The organism is Pantoea sp. PvP021, assembly GCF_054056055.1.
This window is the reverse complement of record NZ_JBSRXX010000001.1, coordinates 892,610-911,459: the sequence shown is the minus strand read 5'-3', so window position 1 is coordinate 911,459 and position 18,850 is coordinate 892,610. Positions and strand designations below refer to the sequence as shown.

22 protein-coding genes are annotated in these 18,850 nt (G+C 54.9%); 9 read left to right on the top strand and 13 right to left on the bottom strand.

What is annotated here, in order from left to right:
• Window positions 1-23: 23 nt before the first annotated feature.
• Entirely contained in the window at window positions 24-275 is a 252-nt protein-coding gene (locus ACVKSX_RS04160) for a hypothetical protein (protein ID WP_010670062.1), read from the bottom strand.
• A gap of 335 nt (window positions 276-610) precedes the next feature.
• Here ACVKSX_RS04160 and umuD point away from each other — a divergent pair, with 335 nt between their 5' ends.
• The 4 genes from umuD (at window position 611) to ACVKSX_RS04140 (ending at window position 3,514) form a co-directional block, all read left to right on the top strand.
• Entirely contained in the window at window positions 611-1,030 is a 420-nt protein-coding gene (umuD, locus tag ACVKSX_RS04155) for a translesion error-prone DNA polymerase V autoproteolytic subunit (RefSeq protein WP_010245460.1), read from the top strand.
• 2 nt (window positions 1,031-1,032) lie between these two features.
• Window positions 1,033-2,301 carry a translesion error-prone DNA polymerase V subunit UmuC gene (umuC, locus tag ACVKSX_RS04150; RefSeq protein ID WP_010245457.1) on the top strand — a complete coding sequence of 423 codons (1,269 nt, stop codon included), beginning with the start codon at window positions 1,033-1,035 and terminating at the stop codon, window positions 2,299-2,301.
• Window positions 2,302-2,482: 181 nt separating this feature from the next.
• On the top strand, window positions 2,483-2,728 hold the full coding sequence (locus ACVKSX_RS04145; protein WP_242462205.1) for a hypothetical protein: 246 nt from the start codon (window positions 2,483-2,485) through the stop codon (window positions 2,726-2,728).
• Between the two features lie 171 nt (window positions 2,729-2,899).
• Entirely contained in the window at window positions 2,900-3,514 is a 615-nt protein-coding gene (locus ACVKSX_RS04140; RefSeq protein ID WP_033771678.1) for a TetR/AcrR family transcriptional regulator, read from the top strand.
• A 551-nt stretch (window positions 3,515-4,065) separates the two neighbouring features.
• Here the strand turns inward: ACVKSX_RS04140 and ACVKSX_RS04135 are convergent.
• The 4 genes from ACVKSX_RS04135 to ACVKSX_RS04120 all read right to left on the bottom strand — a co-directional run bounded on the left by ACVKSX_RS04135 (window position 4,066) and on the right by ACVKSX_RS04120 (window position 5,832).
• Window positions 4,066-4,338: a hypothetical protein gene (locus ACVKSX_RS04135; RefSeq protein ID WP_010670065.1), complete on the bottom strand. Its 273-nt coding sequence runs from the start codon at window positions 4,336-4,338 to the stop codon at window positions 4,066-4,068.
• Window positions 4,339-4,781: 443 nt separating this feature from the next.
• Entirely contained in the window at window positions 4,782-5,012 is a 231-nt protein-coding gene (locus tag ACVKSX_RS04130) for a YgdI/YgdR family lipoprotein (protein WP_010245445.1), read from the bottom strand.
• A gap of 15 nt (window positions 5,013-5,027) precedes the next feature.
• Entirely contained in the window at window positions 5,028-5,261 is a 234-nt protein-coding gene (locus tag ACVKSX_RS04125) for a YgdI/YgdR family lipoprotein (RefSeq protein ID WP_010245442.1), read from the bottom strand.
• A 367-nt stretch (window positions 5,262-5,628) separates the two neighbouring features.
• A complete protein-coding gene (locus ACVKSX_RS04120; RefSeq protein WP_003848989.1) occupies window positions 5,629-5,832 on the bottom strand; it encodes a hypothetical protein in 204 nt (67 codons plus the stop codon).
• A gap of 189 nt (window positions 5,833-6,021) precedes the next feature.
• Here ACVKSX_RS04120 and ACVKSX_RS04115 point away from each other — a divergent pair, with 189 nt between their 5' ends.
• The 4 genes from ACVKSX_RS04115 (at window position 6,022) to pdxY (ending at window position 9,351) form a co-directional block, all read left to right on the top strand.
• Complete coding sequence (locus tag ACVKSX_RS04115) at window positions 6,022-6,336, top strand: MliC family protein (protein WP_010245432.1); 315 nt, start codon at window positions 6,022-6,024, stop codon at window positions 6,334-6,336.
• 25 nt (window positions 6,337-6,361) lie between these two features.
• Window positions 6,362-7,018 (top strand): pyridoxamine 5'-phosphate oxidase, encoded by a 657-nt coding sequence (gene pdxH, locus ACVKSX_RS04110; RefSeq protein ID WP_010245431.1) that lies wholly within the window; start codon window positions 6,362-6,364, stop codon window positions 7,016-7,018.
• A 140-nt stretch (window positions 7,019-7,158) separates the two neighbouring features.
• Entirely contained in the window at window positions 7,159-8,433 is a 1,275-nt protein-coding gene (gene tyrS / locus ACVKSX_RS04105; RefSeq protein ID WP_010245429.1) for a tyrosine--tRNA ligase, read from the top strand.
• Window positions 8,434-8,490: 57 nt separating this feature from the next.
• Complete coding sequence (pdxY, locus tag ACVKSX_RS04100; RefSeq protein ID WP_010245428.1) at window positions 8,491-9,351, top strand: pyridoxal kinase PdxY; 861 nt, start codon at window positions 8,491-8,493, stop codon at window positions 9,349-9,351.
• A gap of 32 nt (window positions 9,352-9,383) precedes the next feature.
• Here the strand turns inward: pdxY and gstA are convergent, their stop codons facing one another.
• Entirely contained in the window at window positions 9,384-9,989 is a 606-nt protein-coding gene (gene gstA, locus ACVKSX_RS04095) for a glutathione transferase GstA (RefSeq protein ID WP_010670069.1), read from the bottom strand.
• Window positions 9,990-10,140: 151 nt separating this feature from the next.
• A complete protein-coding gene (gene dtpA / locus ACVKSX_RS04090) occupies window positions 10,141-11,637 on the bottom strand; it encodes a dipeptide/tripeptide permease DtpA (protein WP_010245419.1) in 1,497 nt (498 codons plus the stop codon).
• A 669-nt stretch (window positions 11,638-12,306) separates the two neighbouring features.
• Here dtpA and ACVKSX_RS04085 point away from each other — a divergent pair.
• The gene (locus tag ACVKSX_RS04085; protein WP_010670071.1) at window positions 12,307-13,002 is read left to right on the top strand and encodes a CTP synthase C-terminal region-related (seleno)protein; all 696 of its coding nucleotides are present in this window, start codon (window positions 12,307-12,309) and stop codon (window positions 13,000-13,002) included.
• 39 nt (window positions 13,003-13,041) lie between these two features.
• Here ACVKSX_RS04085 and ACVKSX_RS04080 read toward each other — a convergent pair whose 3' ends face one another.
• The 6 genes from ACVKSX_RS04080 to rsxG all read right to left on the bottom strand — a co-directional run bounded on the left by ACVKSX_RS04080 (window position 13,042) and on the right by rsxG (window position 18,849).
• Window positions 13,042-14,385 (bottom strand): enolase C-terminal domain-like protein, encoded by a 1,344-nt coding sequence (locus ACVKSX_RS04080; RefSeq protein WP_022625715.1) that lies wholly within the window; start codon window positions 14,383-14,385, stop codon window positions 13,042-13,044.
• Window positions 14,363-15,706 carry an MFS transporter gene (locus ACVKSX_RS04075; protein ID WP_010670073.1) on the bottom strand — a complete coding sequence of 448 codons (1,344 nt, stop codon included), beginning with the start codon at window positions 15,704-15,706 and terminating at the stop codon, window positions 14,363-14,365. Before ACVKSX_RS04075 ends, ACVKSX_RS04080 begins: the two co-directional genes overlap by 23 nt.
• 257 nt (window positions 15,707-15,963) lie before the next feature.
• Window positions 15,964-16,683: an HPP family protein gene (locus ACVKSX_RS04070; protein WP_010670074.1), complete on the bottom strand. Its 720-nt coding sequence runs from the start codon at window positions 16,681-16,683 to the stop codon at window positions 15,964-15,966.
• A gap of 207 nt (window positions 16,684-16,890) precedes the next feature.
• Window positions 16,891-17,523 carry an endonuclease III gene (nth, locus tag ACVKSX_RS04065; RefSeq protein WP_010245402.1) on the bottom strand — a complete coding sequence of 211 codons (633 nt, stop codon included), beginning with the start codon at window positions 17,521-17,523 and terminating at the stop codon, window positions 16,891-16,893.
• The gene (locus tag ACVKSX_RS04060; protein WP_354438406.1) at window positions 17,520-18,224 is read right to left on the bottom strand and encodes an electron transport complex subunit E; all 705 of its coding nucleotides are present in this window, start codon (window positions 18,222-18,224) and stop codon (window positions 17,520-17,522) included. Before ACVKSX_RS04060 ends, nth begins: the two co-directional genes overlap by 4 nt.
• Complete coding sequence (rsxG, locus tag ACVKSX_RS04055) at window positions 18,217-18,849, bottom strand: electron transport complex subunit RsxG (RefSeq protein ID WP_010245397.1); 633 nt, start codon at window positions 18,847-18,849, stop codon at window positions 18,217-18,219. The genes ACVKSX_RS04060 and rsxG overlap by 8 nt, the downstream gene beginning before the upstream one ends.
• Between the last annotated feature and the right edge of the window lies 1 nt (window position 18,850).

The window sequence follows — 18,850 nt, the reverse complement described above, 5'->3', positions numbered from 1 at the left end:
TCGGACGCTGCCGGAAAATCCGCTTATTCCATTGCGGGTGGCTCATATTTAATATACTGACGCAGGGCATCATGGATAGCCTGGTTATTGCCCTCTTCCAGACCGCGTTCGGCATACTCTTTCGCCAGCGCCGCCAGTACATCGTCAAACTTCCCTTTGTAATTGAGATTATTCAGCGCAATTTGCTGACCGAGTATCGCTTTTAATACCGTAGTCTCAACCCTTAACTGCGCAACTGCCTCTTCCAGATGTTTGATTCGATCGTCGTCTGCCATAATCCCTCCATGCTTAAAAAAGCAGAATAACCAGCCCGCCCGTAATATTCAAACCTCTCCGAATGCCAGAGAAGCGTTGTCAGATTTTCCTTAAGTAAAAATAATCAGCCGGTGAATTTATAAGATTCTTTACTGTAAGAAGAAATCGACGCTATTCCGGCGATGCGGCGAAAGTAACCCGTTTCCGCTTACTCTGACGGCAATGCGAAAAAACGTTTAAAAAAAAGTGCATTACCATCAACCCTTTCGCTTAAAGATGTTCCATGTCACTTGATTAAAAGGGGGATTAGCTATTACTGTGTTTATATACAGTAATCTGAAAAAGGAGCGAAATTATGGAATTCATTAAACCTGCGGACATTCGTGCCGTTATGCCTTTACCGCTATATATCGAACGTGTGCCGTGCGGGTTTCCATCCCCGGCGCAGGATTATGTCGAACAACGTATTGATCTCAATGCGCTGATGGTCCAGCACCCCAGCGCCACCTATTTTGTCCGGGTCAGCGGCGAGTCAATGATTGAGGCGGGCATCAATGATGGTGACATGCTGGTGGTCGACAGTTCACTCACCGCCTCACACGGCGATATTGTGGTCGCCGCGGTCGAAGGTGAATTCACCGTTAAACGTCTCCAGCTTCATCCCTGCCTGCAACTGATGCCGATGAATACCAAATTTAAACCGATCGCTATCCAGACCGAAGATGCGCTGGAGGTGTTTGGCGTTGTGACCTTTGTTATTAAAGCGACCCACTGACCATGTTCGCGCTGGTCGACGTAAACAGCTTTTACGCGTCGTGTGAGACCGTTTTCCGGCCTGATCTTAAAGGTAAACCGGTAGTAGTGCTGTCGAACAACGACGGCTGCGTGATTGCGCGCAGCGCCGAGGCAAAGAAAGTCGGCATCAAAATGGGCGCGCCCTATTTTAAGATGCGTGAAGAACTAACGCGTCACGCGGTGCAGGTCTTCAGCTCAAATTATGCGCTCTACGCCGACATGAGCCATCGGGTGATGACCATACTGGAAGAGATGGCGCCGTCGGTGGAGATCTACTCGATCGACGAGGCGTTTATGGATCTCACCGGCGTGCAGAACTGTATGGCGCTGGAGACCTTTGGTCGCCAGGTCAGAGAACGAATAGGCAAAGAGACCCATCTGACCGTGGGCGTCGGCATTGCACAGACCAAAACGCTGGCCAAGCTGGCGAATTTTGCGGCCAAAAAGTGGAGCAAAACCGGCGGCATTGTCGACCTGTCGGACCCTGAACGACAAAAAAAGCTGCTGGCGCTGATTGATGTGGCGGAAGTCTGGGGCGTGGGTCATCGGATCGGCAAACGGCTCAACGCCATGGGCGTCATGACGGCGAAAGATCTGGCCGATCAAAGCACCGAGGCCATCCGCAAACAGTTCAGCGTCGTGCTGGAGCGCACTGTCAGAGAGCTGCGTGGCGAATCCTGCCTGGAGCTGGAGTCAGTGACGCCGGTAAAACAGCAAATCATGTGTTCGCGCTCGTTTGGCAGCCGTATCTCCGACTACGATCAGATGCGCGAGGCTGTCTGCGCGTATGCCGAGCGCGCGGCGGAGAAGCTGCGCCGTGAGAATCAATATTGCCGTCAGGTAGGGGTATTTGTGCGCACCAGTCCGCATGCGACTGACGAACCCTTTTATGGCAATCAGTCGATGGAGCAACTGCTGATTCCGACGCAGGACACACGCGACATCATCAGAGTTGCAATGGCGTGCCTGGATAACATCTGGATTGAGGGACATCGCTATATGAAGGCGGGCATCGTGCTGGGGGATTTTTTCAGCCAGGGCGTGGCTCAGTTTGATCTGTTTGACGAACATCAGCCACGCCGCAATAGCGAAGAGCTGATGAAGCTGATCGACACAGTCAATAAGCTCGGCAGCGGGAAGCTGTGGTTTGCCGGGCAGGGGATCAACAAAGCCTGGTCGATGAAACGCGAGATGCTGTCGCCTGCCTATACCACCCGGATAACCGATCTGCCTGTGGTTGCGCTTAAGTGAAGGCTGACCCGATGTTCCTCTGCTGCTGAAGCCGCGGCCTCTGCTAAAAGCTTTTTTTATCACGCGATTAAAGTGGCAGGAAGTTATGCTTTGCCTGACCCGGTGAGTAGTTTTTCATCGGGTATTTTAAGCAAATTACCAGGTAAATATAATGGATTTCAGGCAGTTTGAAGCCAGAGTGATGCTCTGGCCCGCAATACATTTCACAGCAATCATAAAATCCCGCCATCATGACGAATATGAGATTTATGCGATCGACGATAACAGCAATATAAAAACCCGACTCTTTCTCTGTTTTGCTGACAATGAAAACCACGCCAGCCTGCTTATTAAGCAATTTACGTTATGGCTGATAAAAATAAACGCGCTGAAGCGCAGCCAGCAGCGGGAAAAAGGCCGCACAGAGACAACATCCTTATCTGAATGAATCGCGTCCGGCTTGCACCGCAGACCAGACTGCGGCGAATCATACTAACGCGTCCGGGAAATAACGGGCCGTCTGCGCGTGACGGGTGGCGGACGGCCTGGCTTGTTACCCGCGCCTGGGATAGAATCGCCATTGATTTTGACAGCAACACACCTCCCCAGGCCGGTAACAATGACCACGACAGCCACAACGTATAAAAACAAAGAGCGGGGACGCCCCAGAGAGTTCGGGATCGAACAGGCTCTGGATCACGCCATGATCGTTTTCCGGCAAAAAGGGTATCACGCGGCCTCAATGAACGATCTGGGTGAGGCGATGCATCTCTCCGCAGGCAGCATCTATAAGGCGTTTAAAGATAAGCGCTCGCTCTTCCTGCTGGTATTCGAACGCTATCTGTTGCTAAGAAATAGTGAGTTGCACCGTCGTCTGGCACCCTGTGCCAGCGGGCGGGGGAAAATAACCGAGCTACTGCAATTCTACCTGGATTCGGCGCGTGCCACAGAGGGGCGTTGCGGCTGTCTGGTCGTCTCCAGCGCGATTGCGCTGCAGACGATGGATCAGCCACTCGCGCAGCGCATTGATGAGGTCGTTCAGCGTAATCAGCGCTTCCTGGTCTCGCTGCTGGAGCTGGGGCAACAGGATGGATCTATCGATAACACGCTGGACAGCGAGGCAGCAGCCGGTTTAATTCTCTGTATTGCTTTTGGATTGCGGGTGGCAGGTAAGGTCAGCGATGTGACTAACGAAGAAAAGACGCTGGCGCTGGCATTGAAAGTACTGGGGTAACCTGCTAAGGCTGCTCAATCAGTAAACAGACTTCCCGGACCGGGGCTTCCAGACAGAGAAATTCTGCACTTTCCTTTCCCCTCATCTGATTATGTGCCAGGCTTTCACGCTTTATCCTGTAGCGAAGAAAATTAAGGCGCGTTTCGTGAAAACCTCAATCTTACTGACACTTGTGGCAGCCATTGGCTGTTCTGTTTTTGCTGCCCGTGGTGGGTTTGAAACCCCTACAGCGAAACATCCAAAAACGCTGCAGGTGACTGAAAACGGGGAGCCGCTGACGCGCTGACCGTGAAGACAGGTGGGGAGAAGCCGACGAGGACCGGTTAACGACCAGATGGCCGGCCGATGAGTGCAGAGCAATAGCACTCATCAATCTGCGTGGAAGCCGTTTCAGGCCGATACAGGAGCCGGGTGCAGAGCGTTGCAATTCACGTTCTGGTCACGTTCTGGCCGACATGCACTATTCCACTGCCACGCTGTCCCTGCTTCTCTGGCTGAGAGGCCAGGCGCGTGCCCGGCACCCAAAATAAACAGCAATGACCCGCACATAACTAACGATAATCTTTAAGGGAAACCGGTGCCTGCCCGGTTTCGACCAGCCAGTTTAATTCGGCACGGTCGCGCGTTGAGGATTCGATAAAACCTTTGAGCCAGTTGCGCGCATCGGCAATCTGCGTGACCCGCTCATCGTTGCGCTCCTGTTCGGCCATTTCGCTCAACTGGCGAATCAGTGCTACCAGCGTAATCTCCTGTTCGTCAAAAGCCAGATTAATTGCAGCTTCACCAAGAATCATATGACCCGTTGTTTTGTCGTGATAAACCATCTGCACCCTCCTGATTAAGTAGCGATATAAAGAGTCTAGTTAAAGGCGCTCTGGACTAAAAGGTGGGAAACAGCAGGGCGCTATGATTAAAATTTACCGAAAATAAAGTGAACCTTTAATCGAGGCGGTAAACCACTCATATCAAAGCATAAAAACAGGCTGAGGTTTTTTGTGAGAAATAAGATGAACTATTATGCTGGTTAAAAAAGCTGGGAGTTGCCGGAAATTCAGATAAGGGCGGAACAGCGCATTTCGTTATCAGATTATTATCTGCACCACTATCCGCACGGTTGCCTGCCATATTATGGCCAAGCCGTAGCGGATATTTCTGATTTATAAACCACCGGGGAATAAAACCAGGACTGTGCACCACTTCGTGCCAGGCGCAGACAAAAATAAAGCCGCCCATGGGCGGCTTTATTCATCGGGCAACAGCGATCGGATTATTTCTTCGGTACTTCAGAGACCGCTTTAACGTCCGCTTTATTAATCTGCTGCTTCACGCCATTTGCATCGGTATAAGCCAGCAGGCCGGCATCCGATTCAGAAGGCTTGCCATCACTAATAATGGTGCGTCCATCGTTAGTCTGAATCGCATAACTGGTACGGGTGCAGCCGGTTAATACGGTCATACCAATCAATGCGGCGAGAGGTAAAATCAGCGCTTTTTTCATCTTATTCACCTTATATTAGTTGTCGAGTTCACTCATATTACTGATCTCATTACGATTGATCTGCTCAGTTTTTCCTGTCTGAGCATCGCGGTAAGAAACCAGACCAGTATCTGAATCAATCTGCGGTTTGCCATCGGTGACAATCGTGCGGCCATCGGTGGTCTTAATCGACTGGTTTGAGGCACAACCTGCCAGCGTACCTAAAGAGAGAGCCAGCAACGCAATGGCTGACAGGGATTTCATTTTCATTTTTTCTGCTCCATGAAGTATATCCGAACGTTTACAGCATAGTCGGCTTTATCAGGTTTGCTGGCCCTGTCGCGTCTCGCTGCCTGTTTTTTAAACAAAACCGGAGTGTGTGGTGCTGATTAGGGGGTATGACGACGTGAAATAGCATTTATTGCAAATGTACCCAGCCGTTCTGTGCCATTTCAGCAGAAGATGCGCTGTATCAAAATAAGATCGATGCTGATGCGGGAAATAAGCACGGCAGCCAGAGCGGATATTTCCGTAAAAGCCAGAATAGCTGTGCGGAAATAGTGAGCAATGGGGTGAATGTCTGGCGGGATTCACAGGTCCGATACCCTGAAGGCTATCGGACCCGTGGAGAAGCGGATCAGAGGATGGAGTCTTCGCCCGCTTTGGCGGCCGCTTTTTCTGCTTTCATGGCGCTGACCGGGTCTGATGCGCTCAGCCAGCGGTCAAATTTCTGGTAGGTGTCGATAAAGGTTTTAAAGTAGCTGCTGGCGATGGTGGCATTCTCTTTGTGGTTCATAAACGCCACTGCCAGCTTAAATGCATCTTCGTTATCAAATTTCATGTTTGTCTTCCTCGCTTAAGATCTATAGAGCGTAGCCTGAGAACGCGGCCTGTGCATTCAGACAACCGTCTGAAAAGGCGCAATAATTCAGCCTGACTGACAGCATCTGCCAGATTGGCGTGGATTCCCACTTACTTCGCGCCCAATCCTTCTTATAATGCCAGCTTCACTCGTGAAGGAGACCCGCTTATGTTGAAAGGATTAACCGTTGCCGCGGTGCTACTGCTGTCAGGCTGTAGCCTGATGCATAAACAGCCGCCGTCGCCGCAGACCCTGCACTATCGCTGCGGAACCATGCCCCTGACCGTGACGCTGGACGAGGCGCAGCAGCAGGTCAGTTTCATCATGGATGGGCAGCCTCTGACGCTGAAGCAGACGGTATCCGCTTCCGGCGCACGCTACAGCGATAACACCTATGTGTTCTGGTCCAAAGGAAACGGCGCATTTATCGAACGTAACGATAAAATTGTCGTGAATGATTGTGAGCTGCAACCTGCCAGCTGACTTGTTATCTGAATAGGCGAGCATTATGAGCGACAGCGAAACGCTACACACCATTGCCCATCTGCGGCGTGAATATACCCGCGGTGGATTGCGTCGTAAGGATCTGCCGGACGATCCGATCGCGCTATTTGAACAGTGGCTAAGCCAGGCCTGCGAGGCAAAACTGCCCGATCCTACCGCCATGACCGTGGCAACCGTAGATGAGCAGGGCCAGCCGTGGCAGCGTATCGTGCTGCTGAAGCACTACGATGCGCAGGGCATGGTGTTTTACACCAACCTCGGCAGCCGTAAGGCGCTGCAGCTGGCGCACAATCCGCGCATCTCTCTGCACTTCCCGTGGCACTATCTGGAGCGTCAGGTGATGGTGCTGGGTGAAGTGGAAAAACTGTCGCCCCTCGAGGTGCTGAAATATTTCCACAGTCGTCCGCGCGACAGTCAGATTGGTGCCTGGGTGTCGAAGCAGTCAAGCCGTATTTCGGCACGCGGTATTCTGGAAGGAAAGTTCCTGGAGCTTAAACAGAAGTTCCAGCAGGGCGAAGTGCCGCTGCCCAGCTTCTGGGGTGGCTACCGGGTGAAATTTCACACGATGGAGTTCTGGCAGGGTGGCGAACATCGTCTGCACGATCGTTTCATCTATCAGCGCGATCACGACGGCTGGAAAATCGACCGTCTGGCACCCTGAATCTGCACGATTCGCCCCTATCAGCGCTGGCACAGAAAGCGTCAGCGCTTTATGCTATAGCCCTGATTTTTTTCGATTCCGCAACTCAGCGGAAAGCTGTGTACCAGCATAGGTGCAGTCTGATCAATTTGGAGTCAGTAATGACCAGCAGTAACCTGATACAACAATTGCAGGAGAGGGGCCTAATCGCCCAGGTGACGGATGAAGACGCGTTAACAGAGAAACTGGCGCAGGGGCCAATTTCGCTCTATTGCGGCTTTGACCCCACTGCTGACAGCTTGCATTTGGGCCATCTGGTACCGCTGCTCTGCCTGAAGCGTTTTCAGGATGCCGGCCACAAGCCGGTGGCGCTGGTCGGTGGTGCAACCGGCCTGATTGGTGACCCGAGCTTCAAAGCCGCAGAGCGTAAACTTAATACCAGTGAAACCGTCAACGAATGGGTTGAAAAGATCCGCCAGCAGGTGGCGCCATTCCTCGACTTCGATTGCGGCAGCAACAGCGCCATCGCCGCCAACAACTACGACTGGTTTGGCGGCATGAACGTGCTGACCTTCCTGCGTGATATCGGCAAGCACTTCTCCGTTAACCAGATGATCAACAAAGAAGCGGTGAAGCAGCGTCTGAACCGTGACGATCAGGGCATCTCCTTTACCGAGTTCTCCTATAATCTGCTGCAGGGCTATGACTTCGCCTGTCTGAACGAGCTGCACGGTGTGTCCCTGCAGATTGGTGGTTCTGATCAGTGGGGCAACATCACCTCCGGTATCGATCTGACCCGTCGTCTGCATCAGAACCAGGTCTTTGGCCTGACCGTTCCGCTGATCACCAAGTCTGACGGCACCAAATTCGGTAAAACCGAAGGCGGCGCAGTCTGGCTGGATGCGAAGAAAACCAGCCCGTACAAGTTCTATCAGTTCTGGATCAACACCGCGGATGCTGACGTCTATCGCTTCCTGAAGTTCTTCACCTTCCTGAGCATGGAAGAGATCAACGCGCTGGAAGAAGAAGATAAAAACAGCGGCACCGCGCCACGTGCGCAGTACGTGCTGGCTGAGCAGGTGACGCGTCTGGTGCATGGCGAAGCCGGTCTGTCGGCGGCGAAACGTATTACTGCCAGCCTCTTCTCCGGATCCGTGAGCGAAATGACCGAAGCCGATTTTGAACAGCTGGCGCAGGATGGTATGCCAACTATCGTGCTGGGCGCTGACGATGATCTGCAGCAGGCGCTGGTGAAAGCAGAGCTGGTGCCGTCCCGTGGCCAGGCGCGCACCATGATCGGCTCCAATGCCGTTTCACTGAACGGTGAAAAGCAGTCCGATGCGGAGTACCGCTTCAGCGACAGTGACAAACTGTTTAACCGCTATACGCTGCTGCGTCGCGGCAAGAAACATTACTGCCTGATTAACTGGCAGTAAGATTTCAGGGCCGGTTTCCGGCCCTTTTTTTATGGCAAGGCAGGACAGGGCAAACAAGTGAAAAATATTTTAGCGATTCAGTCGCACGTTGTTTTTGGTCACGCCGGTAACGCGGCGGCTGAGTTTCCGATGCGCCGTATGGGCGCAAACGTCTGGCCGCTGAATACCGTGCAGTTTTCCAACCATACACAATATGGCCACTGGACCGGCACGGTGATGCCTGCAACGCATTTAACCGACATTGTTAAAGGCATTGCTGACATCGACCGCCTGAAGACCTGTGACGCGGTCCTGAGCGGTTATCTGGGCTCGGCAGAGCAGGGCGAGCAGATTCTGCAGATTGTCCGTCAGGTCAAAGCGGCCAACCCGAATGCCTGGTACTTCTGCGATCCGGTCATGGGCCATCCGGAGAAAGGCTGCATCGTGGCGCCGGGTGTGGCGGAGTTTCACTGTAAAATGGCGATGCCTGCCAGCGACATTATCGCCCCGAACCTGCTTGAACTGGAGATGCTGAGCGAGCGCACCGTCACGGACGTCGACGCGGCGGTAGACGCTGCGCGGGCACTGATTGCCCAGGGACCACGCGTAGTGCTGGTGAAGCATCTGGCGCGTGCGGGTCGTCGCAGCGATCGCTTTGAAATGCTGCTGGTGACGGCGGAAGATGCCTGGCACATCAGCCGTCCGCTGGTCGATTTCGGTGTCCGTCAGCCGGTCGGCGTGGGCGATCTCACCAGCGGTCTGCTGCTGGTGAATCTGCTACACGGCAAATCATTGCAGGATGCGCTGGAGCATGTCACCGCAGCGGTATACGAGGTGATGCTGAAAACCCATCAGATGGGCGAATATGAACTGCAGCTGGTGGCGGCACAGGATGCCATCGCCACGCCGACGCAGCACTTCGCGGCAGAAAAACTGTAACGCATCAGGGCCGGATAACCGGCCCTGTTGACTCAGGCTAAGCCTTCCGCCTTAAGCGCCGCCTGCACCGCAGGACGTTCCGCGACACGATCAAACCACGCGCCCAGCGCCGTAAAGCCGGATAAATCCAGTCCCAGCGCTTTTGCCCAGCGCGTCACCACAAACAGATAGGCATCCGCCACGCTGAAATGCAGCCCCATCAGCCACTGTTTGTCGCGCAGTGACTCATCGACATAGCGGAATTTTGCTTCCAGCTGGTTGCGGGTCTCCGCTTTCACCTCATCGGAGTAACCGGGACGAAACAGTGGCCCAAAGCTTTTATGCAGCTCACTGCCGATGTAGCTGAGCCACTCCACGGTGTGATAACGCGTCAGGCTGCCAACCGGTGCCAGCAGATGGCGATCGGGCTTCAGGTCTGCCAGGTACTGAACAATAGCGACGCCTTCCGTCAGCACAGAACCGTCGCTGAGCTGCAGCGCGGGCACCTGGCCTTTAGGATTGATTTGGCGGAAGTCATCGCCCCGTTCAGTGATTTTTGTGGCCAGATCAACACTCACCTGAGTGAAGTCGAGTCCGCATTCACGCATAACAATATGGGGTGAGAGAGAGCAGGCACCCGCTTTGCAAAACAGTTTCATGACCAGGTACTCCTTGTTGCAATGGGATCCTTGCATAGTAAAGAGTCAAAGCGGGATTACCAGTGACAAAGATCAGGGATCTGCGAAGGGCGTTGCGGCAAGCCATAAAAAAAGCCGGGCAGAGCCCGGCTTAGCTGAAGTGCAGCGTGAATTACGCCTGCACGTTATTTTTTTTCGCGTCAGGATCCTGCGCCATGCGGTTCAGCATCGGCGCCGTAATCAGCATCAGCAGGGCGATCACCGCCGTCACGATACCAATCTGCTGGAATACGCGGCTGTAGGTCGCCAGCGAAATCAGTGGATCGGTAACGTTTTCAGGCACGGCCATCAGGTTTGCCACTTTACCGGCGATCACCGCCGCGCCAGCGGTAGTCAGGAACCAGGAACCCATGATAAAGCCCATCAGACGCTGAGGCACCAGCTGTGCCACCATCGCCAGGCCGAGGCCAGAGATCATCAGCTCACCGATACTCTGCAGCGCATAGCTCAGGATCAGCCAGTTAACGGAAACGATACCGGCATCGCTGGCGAACTTCGCACCCACCGGCAGCACCAGGAACGCAGCGGAGCAGAGCACCATACCAAAGGCAAACTTGTGCGGCATCGGCAGTTTATCGCCCAGCTTGTTATAGAGCGCCGCCAGCAGCGGACTGGCCAGCATAATCCAGAACGGGTTCAGCGCCTGGAACTGCTCGGGGGCAAAAGTAATGCCGAGAATGGTGTGCTCAACGTTGCGGATAGCAAAGAAGTTGAGTGACGTTGGCATCTGCATATAAAGCACGAAGAACAGAATCGCTTCGACCATCAGCAGGAAGGCAACAATCATCTTACGACGTGCCGCACCCTGCAGTGCAAAGGCCTCTTTGGCAAACACCAGCACGATACCCAGGGCAATCACCGCCAGCACCAGTCGTGCGATAGACTGGTGATGCAGCATCCAGTTGGCCAGTGCGATCAGTACGACGATGCCGACCAGCGTCATCAGCAGTTTTCCGATCTGCAACGGAGCGAAATCGGGTTTAGAACCGTAATCCTTAACCATGCGTTTGCAGAACAGGAAGTTAAACAGGGTGATGATCAGACCGATAACGCACAGTGAGAAGGCTACGCTATAACCATATTTCGCCGCTAACCACGGTGTCAGCATCATTGAGAAGAGTGAACCGATGTTGATCGACATATAGAACATGGTGAAAGCACCGTCGAGACGCGGATCATCTTTGTCATAGCAGGTAGAGAGCAGCGAAGAGGGGTTTGCCTTAAACAGGCCGCTACCCACCGCGATGGTCGCCATACCGATGTAGACAATGCTGACGTTATGACCGGAGAACGCCACCAGCGCATAGCCCAGCGCCAGCACCAGGACACCCAGCACGATGACGCGTTTGGTACCCAGCACCTTATCACCGAGCCAGCCGCCAATCGCGACCAGACCATACACCAGCGCACTGAATGAAGAGAACAGGGTAATGGAGTCTGATTCAGACAACCCCAGTTGCTTCACCAGGTAAACCGCCATAATGGCCTGCAGGCCATAGAAGCCAAAACGTTCCCATAACTCAATCGAGAAGATTAAGTAGAACGCCTTCGGCTGTTTAAACGCATTGAGACTGACAGCCTCATCAGTGTGTTTGTTTGCAGTTGACACATGTACCTCAGTTTTTTCATACCCTGTTTCGGGACAGGAATTAAGTCCGCGTCATGTGAGTTTTCCATGCGCAAGATTGTTATTAGAAGGGAAAAGCGGCGACTAATTTGGCTGATTACGGGCGGCAGGGCAAGAATTTTCTGACAACCCGCCCGACCCTGGAATGTTGGGTTAAAAAACTTATAGCAAACTGTTAATTGGTTTTTAATTTTGAGTGTAGTGAAAATAGCAGCGCATTAACGCTGGATAAGCGCCTCGCACTGGAGAGTATTAACATTAACTGCTAATGCGCGGTTAACCAGATAAATAGTTTGCTGAATGATAATCAGGCAGCACTAATGGCAGGTTGCTGGTTAATTCACAGTCAATCTGCCGAATTATCGGACATTACACGCCTGGCATTGCCGCAAAAAACGTCAAATGATGATCCTGTGCACAAACAGATGATTTATTTCAGAAAGGAAAAAAAGAAACCGGTTGCGTCGTCTCGTCTGACGCGGGAGCTGAGGGGGCTCGCAGGCGCAGGCAAGATAAAAATCAGCTCAGCCTGCCGGTGAAAAGCCGCCCGTGCGTGTTAAAAAACGTATCGCGATAATCCGCTTTCAGCTCGCCCTCGACAGAAAATTAACATTACTGTAACCTCTCCATTTCCCCGAGAAGGATCTGTTTATGTCGTCCCCTCTGCGTTTATCTCTGGTTGGTGACTACCGCGCCGATGCGGTTGCCCATCAGGCTATCCCCCTTGCTATTGAACGTGCTGCCCGCTGGCTGAATATCACCGCTGAAGCGGAGTGGATCGCCACTGACCGACTGGATGAGTCAGAACTGCAACTCAGCGACGCCGTCTGGGTGGTGCCCGGTAGCCCCTATCGAAATGATGCCGGCGTGTTTGACACACTCCGCTGGGTGCGTGAAACCGGAAAGCCTTTTCTTGGCTCCTGCGGTGGATTCCAGTATGCGCTGATCGAATATGCGCGCAACGTACTGGGCTGGCAGGATGCCAGTCATGCCGAGACAGACACCGAGGGAAGGATGGTGATTGCCCCGCTGAGCTGCTCGCTGGTGGAACAGCGCGGCGCGGTGAGGTTCGGACCCGGGTCACGCATTGCCAGAGCCTATGGCGCGCTGGAGAGTGATGAAGGTTATCACTGTAACTTTGGTGTTAACCCGGAATTCAGTGCAGCGCTGGGCGATAATACGCTGCGCATTACTGCCTGGGACAACGCGGGCGATGTGCGTGGCGTCGAGCTACCGGATCACCCATTCTATGTCGCGACGCTGTTTCAGTCGGAACGCGCCGCCCTGCAGGACAAAGATTCTCCGCTGGTGATTGCCTGGATGCAGGCGGCGCTGGCGCAACGCTAAACGCGATCACCCTGTGACACTGTCACAGGGTGATGCTCGTCAGCGCAGCATGGCCGGGCGTTTTGCGTTAAAGGACCAGTTATCGATCAGAAACTGCATGCCCAGCGCATCGTTTCGGTTTTTATCCGGTAGCGAGTTGTAGAGTGCATGTGCCGCTTCAACCCGTTCCATATTCAGGGTAATCCCCAGCCCTGGCCCCTCTGGCAGTTCCAGATAGCCATCCCGAATCTGCGGCGCATGCTGCGTCAGCTGCTGCCCATCCTGCCAGATCCAATGGGTATCAAAGGCGGTCAGGCGATCACCGGGTGCGGCGGCCCCCAGATGCGCCACCATCGCCAGCGACACGTCAAAGTGGTTGTTTGAGTGGCAGCCGGTGGTCAGGCCCCACTCATGGCAGAGCTGCGCCACGGTGTGTGCGTTACGCATCGTCCAGAAGTGTGGGTCGGCCAGGGGAATGTCGATGGCATTGAGCTGCAGCGCATGCTGCAACTGTCGCCAGTCATTGGCGATCATATTCGTGGCAACCGGAATGCCGGTGGCCCGCCTGAATTCTGCCAGCGTTTCCCGACCGGAATAGCCATGCTCCGCGCCGCAGGGATCTTCCAGATAGGGGATGCGGCCCGCCAGCTGTTTGCCATAATAAATGGCCTCATCCAGCGACCAGCTGGCGTTGGGATCAACCGTTACCCGGGCCTGCGGGAAGCGCGCCAGCAGGGCGTTGACCGTCTCCACTTCCACTTCGCCGTGATGCACACCGCCCTTGAGTTTGAAATCGCGGAAGCCATAGCGATCCGCTGCCGCCTCCGCCAGCCGCACCACGCCTTCCGCGTCCATCGCTTTCTCATGACGCAGTTGCAGCCAGGCATCACCACCCGCGTGGCCCGCCTGATAGTTCATGCTGGTCAGATTACGGTCGGCGATATAGAACAGATAGCCGAGGACCGGCACCCGATCGCGCTGCTTGCCGCTGGCAAGTAACTCGGCAACCGGCAGATTCAGGTGCTGTCCCAGCAGATCAAGCAGCGCCGCTTCAATCGCCGCGGTGGCGTTGTAAAACTTCTCCGGGTTCATCTGCGGAATATGAATGTCGTCGGTATGCGCGGTCTGCTGGTGTCGCGCGTCGCTGGCAAACAGCGTGGCGATGGTGGCATTCAGCCGCAGGAGTTCGCTGCCCTCAATCTGCGGACGAAAACGCTCAAGCAACGCCAGCGTTGAAGCGTGACAGGGACTTTCGCCGACGCCGGTACGGCCAGCCGAGTCAGTCAGGATCACCAGGATACGGGTAAAGTAGCAGTTGTGTGCGCCGCCAATGTTCAGCAGCATGCTGTCATATCCGGCGACCGGCACTACCCGCATTGTTTTAATGACTGGACTGTCTGACATGTTGATTCTCCATAGGATCGAGGGAAGGCGGGGATGGCTTGCGGCGCAGCAGCAGCCACAGTCCGGTCAGCAACGAGACGCTGGTCAGGGCATAGAGACCGCCGGTAGTGGAGCCGGTCTTCATCTCCAGATAGCCAAACACCGTCGGTGCGAAGAAGCCGCCAAGGTTGCCAACGGAATTCACCAGCGCAATGCCGGGCGCGACAATCGAGGCGGGCAGCTCTCCCTGTGGCATCGGCCAGAAAAAGGTCGCACTGACTTTCGAGCCGATACAGGCCACGATCATCGCCAGGAAGCCAAACCACGGGGAACCCAGCGTGGCCATAAAGGTGCCGCAGGCCGCTACCAGCATGGCGACACCCAGCGCTTTATCGAGTTTGTCGCGGTGGCGGTCTGAAAAGCGGCTCAGCAGGTTAATGGCAATAATGGCGCACAGCCAGGGCACGGCGGTGAGAATGCCGATGCCAAAACTGCTGAAGCCCTGAATGCGCTGAATAATCTGCGGCAGCCAGAACACCAGCGTATAGCCGGTCATGGTCATAGTAAAAAAGATCGCGCAGAAGAACAGCAGGCTGCGATTACGTAGCAGCGACATTTTGCCTGGCTCGCGGTTAAGCTCGTCACGCTGCGTCTCTTCATTCTGCAACTGCTGTACCAGCGCCTGTTTCTCCGCGGCACTCAGCCAGCGCGCCTCGCCAGGTCGTGATACCAGCACCCAGGCAGCCAGAATGCCGACCAGCACCGACGCACCGCCTTCGAGAAACATCACCCACTTCCAGCCAGCGATCCCCAGGAAATTGTGCATCATCAGAATCGCGCCGGTGATGGGGCCGGAGAAGAGAAAGGCACCAGCGGTGGCACTCAGCACCATCGCGGTGGCGCGGCCGCGCCAGGCATTGGGCACCCACTGACGGAAATAGAACAGCACGCCAGGAAAGAAGCCTGCTTCCGCTACGCCAAGTAAAAAACGCAGCAGGTAAAACTGGATCGGTGAGGTGACGAAACCGGTCAGGACCACCACCAGCCCCCAGGTTATCATGATGCGCGTCAGCCAGACGCGGGCGCCGAAGCGCTTCATCATCAGGTTGCTCGGCACCTCAAACAGCGCATAGCCGATAAAAAAGAGGCCCGCGCCCAGCCCAAAGGCCGCCGCGCTGATCCCGGCATCGGTTCGCAACTCCGCTTTGATAAAGCCAATATTGGCGCGGTCGATCTGGTTAATAATCAGCATCACCACCAGCATCGGGATGATATGGGTGAAGAACTTTTTGATGGCGGAGGCGATCAGCTCATCGTGCTGCGGGGACAAGGCGCTATCCATCGGTCTTCCTCGTGAGAAACGTAAAGAAGAGCAAAGTGTAGGGCGCTGAAAAGGCCAGCTCTATGGGCATCCGCCCAGGAGCCGATGGGCGTACGGCCTGGACGGTTGTGTTATCAGTATGTTACGGAGTGGCGTGGGCGAAGCGGCAGAGTAAAACTGTGGCAGCGATCAACTTCTCAGGACCAGGGTTCAGGGGAGACCTGAATGCCAGAAGTCGCGCCGACAGTGAAAGATGTAACAGTGCGGGCAGACAGGTTTCAGCCACTGAACTGACGGCGCTGGGCAATCTCTTCAGCACGCAGCAGCAGCGCCTGCAAATCATCCTCGTCAATATCCAGCAGTTCACCGTCCTGTAAAGCCTGATGCAGATCCGCACGCGTCAGCGGCACCGGCATGGCTACCGGATCGGGTTTAACTTCTTCCGGGGCCAGCGGATGCGGATAGCGACGACCGGCCAGATTATTAAACAGCAGAGCCAGCAGGGCCAGGGTCAGTGAATTGAGCAGGATCGGCGTCAGGACAAAGTGATATCCAAGCTGCTGCACCGAAGGGCCGCCCAGAATAGCGGTCAGCGCAACGGCACCGCCGGGCGGATGCAGACAGCGCAGCTGGAACATTAACAGGATCGCCACACAGGCTGCGACGCCGCAGGCAAGGGCAGGATCAGGGATCAGCTGGCTGACGGTAACGCCCGCCAGCGCTGACAGGCTGTTGCCGCCGACGATTGCCCACGGCTGAGCCAGCGGACTGGCGGGCAGACCAAAGAGTAAAACCGCCGAGGCACCGACCGGCGCGACAAACCACAGGTTCAGTTCGCCCAGCACCCAGTGGCTCAGCAGGCTGGTCAGGATCAAGCCGATACCGGCACCCAGTCCGGCGATCACCACATGCTTTTTACTCACTGCCAGCGGATGTGGCCAGAGGCGCGCCAGAAACAGGCGCAGAGGATGGCTTCCGGCAGAAGCGCTTTTGTTCATTACTTTACTCACTGTGTCATAACATTTTCTTATCGTCAGGGGCGGCGATTTTCCATCATCAACATCAATGTAACAACCCGACAAACTGTACTGTTATTCGTACGAACAGGGAGAGCAGCGAAAAGGGGGATCGGGCAGGAGACGCGTTAGCAGAAGTGATCGCCGGATAATAAAAAACCCGCCGCAGCGGGTCTTTCATCAGTGCAATCACTCGACTTTGTCGGGATACTCGCAGAGATCTTCAATCAGGCAGGAGCCACAGCGGGGTTTACGCGCTACGCAGGTGTAGCGACCGTGCAGAATCAGCCAGTGATGGCAATCAACCTTATACGCCGCCGGAACCACCTTCAGCAGCTTCTGCTCCACCTCTTCCACATTCTTACCCGGCGCAAATTTCGTCCGGTTGCTGACGCGAAAAATATGGGTATCGACGGCTATCGTCGGCCAGCCAAAGGCGGTGTTGAGCACCACATTGGCGGTTTTACGGCCGACACCGGGCAGGGCTTCCAGTGCCGCACGATCTTCCGGCACTTCGCCGTTGTGCTGCTCAAGCAGAATGCGGCAGGTTTTAATCACATTTTCCGCTTTGCTGTTAAACAGGCCGATGGTTTTAATGTATTCCTTCACGCCATCCACACCCAGCGCCAGCATCGCGGCAGGCGTATTGGCCACCGGATAGAGCTTTGCGGTGGCTTTGTTCACGCTGACATCGGTCGCCTGCGCCGAGAGCAGCACCGCGATCAGCAACTCAAACGGCGTGCTGAAGTTGAGTTCGGTGGTCGGATGCGGATTATTCTGCTGCAGCCGACGGAGAATTTCGGTGCGTTTGGTCTGATTCACACCGGTTTCCCGGCAGCGTCCTGAGGCGGCGCGGTTTCAGCCGCCTGAGCACGCAGTGCTGCCCGCTGTTTCATCTTCTGATCGATCAGATATTTTCCGGCCAGCATCATGCCCAGGCCGATAAAGGCGCCTGGCGGCAGCATCGCCAGCAACATTGGCGAGTCGAAATGGACCACTTCGATACGCAGCGACTTCGCCCAGGGACCGAGCAGCTGGTCGGCACCGTTAAACAGCGTGCCGCTGCCGATAATTTCGCGCAGCGATCCCAGCACCACCATGGCGCAGGTCGCGCCCATGCCGATGGCGAAGCCATCCAGCGCGGCAAGCGGGATGCTGCTTTTAGAGGCGACGGCTTCAGCACGACCGACCACGATACAGTTGGTCACGATCAGCGGGATAAAAATGCCCAGCGACTGATAAAGACCATAGGCATAGGCGTTGATCAGCATCTGTACACAGCTCACTACCGAGGCGATGATCATCACATAAATCGGGATACGAATTTCCGATGGCACCCAGCGGCGCGAGGCGGAAATAAAACTGTTGGTCAGGGTCAGCACCAGCGTGGTCGCCAGACCTAAACCCAGCGCGTTGGTGGCGGTTGCCGTGACCGCCAGCAGCGGACAGAGGCCCAGCAGCTGCACCAGCGCTGAGTTGTTCTTCCATAATCCACCGACCAGCAGGCTTTTAGCTTCACTCATTTGCGTCTCCACATACCGGTAACGAAGAGAGTCTCTCCGGAAGCGTTTTCATTAACAGCGCGGTGCGTTTGGTTGCATTGACCACCGCGCGTGGGGTAATGGTGGCACCGGTGAACTGATCGAATTCACCGCCATCTTTTTTAACCGCAAAAGCTTTATCCGCCGGACCATGAACCACTTTGCCATTAAAGCTGTTGATCCAGTCAGAGATACGCAGTTCGATCTTATCCCCCAGACCGGGCGTTTCGTGGTGTTCAATCACCCGCACGCCCAATACTTTACCCTGGAAATCGGCACCGACCAGCATCTGTATCGCACCAGAATAGCCGTCAGGTGCAGTCGTCTCCAGCGCAGCCGCGACCGGCTGGCCACCTTTACGCGCCAGGAAGAGATGGTGCGGCGCACTGTTGCCCAGCGCTGCATCCGTGACAACGTAACAGTCCTGCTGGATGTTGTTGTCATAAAGCTCAACAGGCACCACCTGGTCCAGCAGGTTTTTCTGCTGCAACAGTGTCTGATGTTCCACCGTCGGCTTGGTTACCGTATTTACCACTGCCGTGGCGGCGGTAGTGATCGCGGCAAAAATCGCCAGCGTAACCCCGTTTTTGCGAATCGTCTCCAGCATC